Genomic DNA, 4,871 nt, shown 5'->3' on the forward strand with positions numbered 1-4,871 from the left:
CCATCAGCGATCCCGCATCTTTGCTATGTTGCTTTGTTCTCCAGTCAGCTATTACGGGCGCGGATATAAACAAAACGATGTAGGCGTGCGTGAACCTTGCGCCCTGGTTCGCCCGTCAGCGATGACGGGCGCGGATTGAAACATCGATCAGATGCGCGAGGCATATGGGCGCGAGTGGTTCGCCCGTCAGCGATGACGGGCGCGGATTGAAACCATCGTGATTTGCCGCATGGCTTCGGCGGCGGCGGTTCGCCCGTCAGCGATGACGGGCGCGGATTGAAACCGCCAGTGCCGGGCCGTTGCCCAGGGGAAAGCAGGGGTTCGCCCGTCAGCGATGACGGGCGCAGATTGAAACAAGCAGACGGCGGCAGCTGTCCACACTCAGAACTCGGTCCCAGCGAGGCGCCTGAACATCTGGGTAAAAGGGAGGCGGGACGAGAGAGGACGCCAACAAGGGAGAAGTTGCACCCAAGGGCAAGCTGGTTTCTGCGAATTTCGTGATTTTTAGGGCTGAATTGGCCGCCAGCCCACGTTTAATGCGTGCGAGTAGCTATAAAAAACATAGCGCTCTTGATGCCGGCCACGGTCAGCAGCAGCGAGCCGAACAGGTGTAGCGAAGCCGTGCCGAGGGCCAGGGCGTAACGTTCGTTCTCCAGCATGGCGATGACTTCCGCGGAAAAGGTCGAGAAGGTGGTGAGGGCGCCCAGAAAGCCGGTGATCAGCAGCAGGCGCCACATGGGGTCCATCTGCGGCAGGGACTGAAACGTGGCCACGCAGACGCCAACGAGGTAGGCGCCCAGCAGGTTGGCGGCCAGCGTGCCCCAGGGCAGCAGCGCGCCGGAATGGTTGAGCCAGAGCCCCAAACGCCAGCGCGCCAGCGCGCCCACGCAGGCACCGATACAGATTGCAAGGACCGGCAGCATGGGTGAGGTTTACATTTTGCCCGGCAGCCAGGTGGCGATCTGCGGGAAGAACCACAGCAGCAGCACCATGGCGCACATCAGCAGAAAAAATGGCAGCGTGACCCGGGCGATGTAGGTGATCTCTTTTTTGGTCATGCCTTGCAGCACAAACAGGTTAAAGCCCACGGGTGGGGTGATCTGCGCCATCTCCACCACGACGACGATGAAAATGCCGAACCAGATCAGGTCCAGGCCCGCCGTCTGCACCGTAGGCAGGATGACGCCCATGGTCAGCACCACCATCGAAATGCCGTCCAGAAAGCAGCCCAGGACAATGTAAAACAGGCTCAGGGCCAGAATCAGCAGGAAAGGGCTCAGGCCCAGGCCGGAGACAAACTCGGCCAGGTGGCGCGGCAGGCCGATGTAGCCCATGCTCAGCGTCAGGAAGGCGGCGCCCGCCAGAATCAGCGCAATCATGCAGTACAGGCGCGTGGCACCCAGCAGCGATTCTTTAAAGGTGGTCCAGGTCATGGAACGCTGTAGCAGCGACAGCACCAGCGAGCCGACGACGCCAATCGCCGCCGCCTCGGTCGCGGTGGCGATGCCGGTGTAGATGGAGCCGAGCACGGCGCCGATCAGCAGCACCACGGGAATCAGGTGGCGCGATTCGTAGACCTTCTGGCCCAAGCTCATGGCCGCGTCGGGTGGCGGGATTTTGCCCTTGTTCATCAGCGCCCAGATCACCAGGTAGCCCGAGAACAGCGATGCCAGCAGCAGGCCGGGGAAAACGCCGGCGATGAAGAGCTTGGCAATCGACACATCGGCGCTGACGCCGTAGACGATCATGATGATGGAAGGCGGAATCAGGAGGCCCAGCGTGCCGGCCCCGGCCAGCGAGCCGATGGTGATGTCTTCGGGGTAGCCGCGCCGCGCAAGTTCGGGCAAGGTCATCTTGCCGATGGTCGCGCAGGTTGCCGCTGACGAGCCCGACACCGCCGCAAAAATGGTGCAGCCAATCACATTGGTGTGCAGCAGGCCGCCCGGCAGGCGGCTGACCCAGGGTGCCAGGCCCTTGAACATGCTTTCGCTGAGCTTGGTACGAAACAGGATTTCCCCCATCCAGACAAAGAGCGGCAGGGCCGTCAGCGTCCAGCTCGATGAAGATCCCCAGATGGTGACGGCCATCGCATCGCCGGCTGCGCGCGAGGAAAAAAGCTGCATGCCGATCCAGGCGACGCCCGACAGCGTCAGGCCGATCCAGACGCCCGAGCCGAGGATCAGGAACAGCGAGAGGATCAGCAGCGAGGTGATGGCCAGGTCAGACATGGATTTATTTTTCTTCTTCTTCTGGTTATTCGTGGTGCAGGGCTTCTTCGCTGTCCACCTGGACGCGGCGCCCGCTGATCTCCAGCACCAGTTCGTCGATGAAGGCAATCATCAGGATCACGGCCCCCACGCCCATGGTGATCTGCGGAATCCACAGCGGCGTGGCGTCATTGCCGGTGGAGACATCATGAAACTGCCAGGAGTTGATCGACAGCTTGACGCTGTACCAGGCAAACAGCGATGCCAGCGCCGTCGCCGCTGCCATCGCCCAGAGCTCCAGCGCGCGCCTGGCCCGGCCCTTCAGCGCATTGAGCATCAGCGTGACGCGGATGTGCTCGCCTTTTTTGAGGGTGTGCGCCAGCGCCAGAAAGCCGCTGGCCGCCATGCAGTAGCCCGCGTACATGTCGGTGCCGCGCAGCGACCAGGCAAACTGCCGGTCCAGCACCCCGGCCAGCACCGACAGCAGCGTGCCGACCATGAACAGCGCGCCCACCCACGCCGCGCCGTCATACAGCGCATCAAGCAGCCGGCGCATGTTTATTTCTTGGCCGCGCTGGATTTTTCGTAGACCGACAGCAGCGCTTCACCTTCGGCGCCGGCGCGTTTGGTCCAATCGGTTTTCATGATGCCGCCGACCTGACGAAAGTCGGCGACCAGCTTGGGCGAGGGCGTCATGATCTTCATGCCCTTGTCTGCCAGCGCTTTTTTGTAGAACTCGTTTTTCTCTTCGCTGATTTTCCAGCCACGCAGCTCGGCGTCTGCGGCCGCTTTCAAGACAGCCGCCTGAGTGGGTGCATCGAGCGCGTCAAAAGACTTCTTGTTGACGATGACGGCGTTTTTGGGCAACCAGGCCTGCACGTCATACCAGTACTTGATGCTCTCGTAGGTTTTGGTGTCATAGCCGGTCGAGCCTGAGCTCATGTAGCTGTTGACGACGCCGGTGGCCAGCGCCTGGCTCAGTTCGGCGGCCTGCACCGTCACCGGCTGCGCGCCTACCAGTTCGGCAATCTTGCTGGTGGCGGGGCTGTAGGCCCGCCACTTGAGGCCCTTCATGTCGGCGACCGAGGTCAGCTCCTTGTTGACGTAAACGCCTTGCGGCGGCCAGGCCACCGTGTAGAGCAGCTTCATGCCCTGGGCGTCCAGCAGCTTGTCGAGCGCGGGCTTTTGGGCATCGGCCAGCTTGCGGGCGGCCGGATAGCTGGAAGCCAGAAAGGGCAGGCCATCGGCGCCATAAATCGGGTTCTCGTTTTCAAAATTGGCCAGCAGTATTTCGCCCAGCTGCGCCTGGCCGCCCTGCACGGCGCGCTTGATTTCATTGGCCTTGAACAGCGAGGCGTTGGCATGCACCGTGATCTTGAGCTTGCCGGCGCTGGCCTTGTCCACATCGGCGGCGAACTGCGTCAGGTTCTCGGTGTGAAAGTTGGACGCAGGGTAGGCCGCCGGCAGGTCCCATTTGGTCTGGGCGAATGCGGCCGTGCCGGTGCAGAGTGCGGCGGCGAGCAGGGCAAGCTTGAATTTCATGGTGGCTCCGGGTGGCAATGCGGTTGAAAGTGCACGTAGGATAGACGCAAAAACTGCCTGCGCGTGCGCGGGCATACCCCGAAAAGCGCGCTTTGGTTCAAGCGCCAGCATTGGCTGGCAAAGTCAGCTGCCGCCAGGCCTGCACCGCCGCCAGCCCGGCGTGCATTTGCACAGTGTGGGCGAAGCGAAAGGCGTCACCTTCAATCGTCTCGTCGGGGAACTCGGTGATCAGCGTGACCGCGGCGCCGGGGTGAGTGGTTTCGGTCTGGGTGCAGGCCATGCCATGGATGACCTCAAACGGCAGGTCGCCGGCATGGCGTTTATACAGGGCCAGCTGGCGGGCGTTGTAGTCGGCCAGGCCGGCGACTTTGCTCAGGGCCGCGCTGACCTGTTCGAGCAGGGCGCGCCCCTGGGCCTGCCAGCCCGGGTGGTGGCGCAGGATCAGGAAGAATCCTTTCGGAAGGGTCCACAGTTCAAAGCCGCGCGGCACATAGCCTGATAGCGGCCGGGTCCATTCATGGGCCGGGTAGCCGTGCAGGTTGATGTGCAGCTGCGCGCCCGACAGGGCCAGCGCCTGCTCGCGGGCGGCGCGCTCATACAGCGGCGGCTGGTCGCGGTATTCAATGTCATCGCCGAGCGCGCTGTAGCGCGCGGCATGGTGCATGTGCCGCGGGTGCTGGGCGCACAGCTCGCGGTGCAGCGCATAGCCATCGGGGTTTTCCAGCGCGATCAGGGTGAAATGCGCCTTGCCGCCGGCCTTAAGGGCCTGCGCCGCACGCAGGGCGCCGAGCACGCCCGAGGTTTCGTTGGCATGCTGGCCGCCGCTGATCAGCACGGCAGCGCCCGGCCCGGCCTGGTAGCGGCCCAGCACCTCGCGTCCCATTCGGCTGGGCGCGCTGAAGCGCTGCCCACCGAGGCGATCCATTTCGGCGGCAATGCGGTCCGGATGCGGTGCGTTGCCCAGCAGCTCCAGGGGCGGCTGCGTCGCGGGGTGGACGTGGCGCCTGGCGCGCTGGTCTTGCGCCCGCACGTCGAAGCGGTTCAGGCTGATGCGTAGGCGCGGCGCGGTATCGCTGGCGCGCACATCGGGCACGATCTGCCCCGGCTGCAGGCGCCTGTCAT

General features: G+C 63.6%; 4 protein-coding genes and 1 pseudogene. All 5 read right to left on the bottom strand.

All coding sequences use genetic code 11. From position 1 onward, the window contains the following. Positions 1-533: 533 nt before the first annotated feature. Entirely contained in the window at positions 534-923 is a 390-nt protein-coding gene (crcB, locus tag RMO23_RS17295) for a fluoride efflux transporter CrcB (protein ID WP_309683997.1), read from the bottom strand. Between the two features lie 9 nt (positions 924-932). Continuing rightward, a complete protein-coding gene (locus tag RMO23_RS17300) occupies positions 933-2,228 on the bottom strand; it encodes a TRAP transporter large permease subunit (protein ID WP_309684000.1) in 1,296 nt (431 codons plus the stop codon). 25 nt (positions 2,229-2,253) lie between these two features. After that, entirely contained in the window at positions 2,254-2,763 is a 510-nt protein-coding gene (locus RMO23_RS17305; RefSeq protein WP_309684001.1) for a TRAP transporter small permease subunit, read from the bottom strand. A 2-nt stretch (positions 2,764-2,765) separates the two neighbouring features. Next, positions 2,766-3,749, bottom strand: coding sequence for a TRAP transporter substrate-binding protein (locus RMO23_RS17310; RefSeq protein WP_309684002.1), 984 nt, complete (start codon positions 3,747-3,749; stop codon positions 2,766-2,768). Between the two features lie 97 nt (positions 3,750-3,846). Further along, positions 3,847-4,871, bottom strand: a pseudogene (locus RMO23_RS17315) (peptidase M14); the annotation flags it as partial.

It is taken from the genome of Polaromonas sp. (genome assembly GCF_031411155.1).
Taxonomy (GTDB): domain Bacteria; phylum Pseudomonadota; class Gammaproteobacteria; order Burkholderiales; family Burkholderiaceae_C; genus Polaromonas.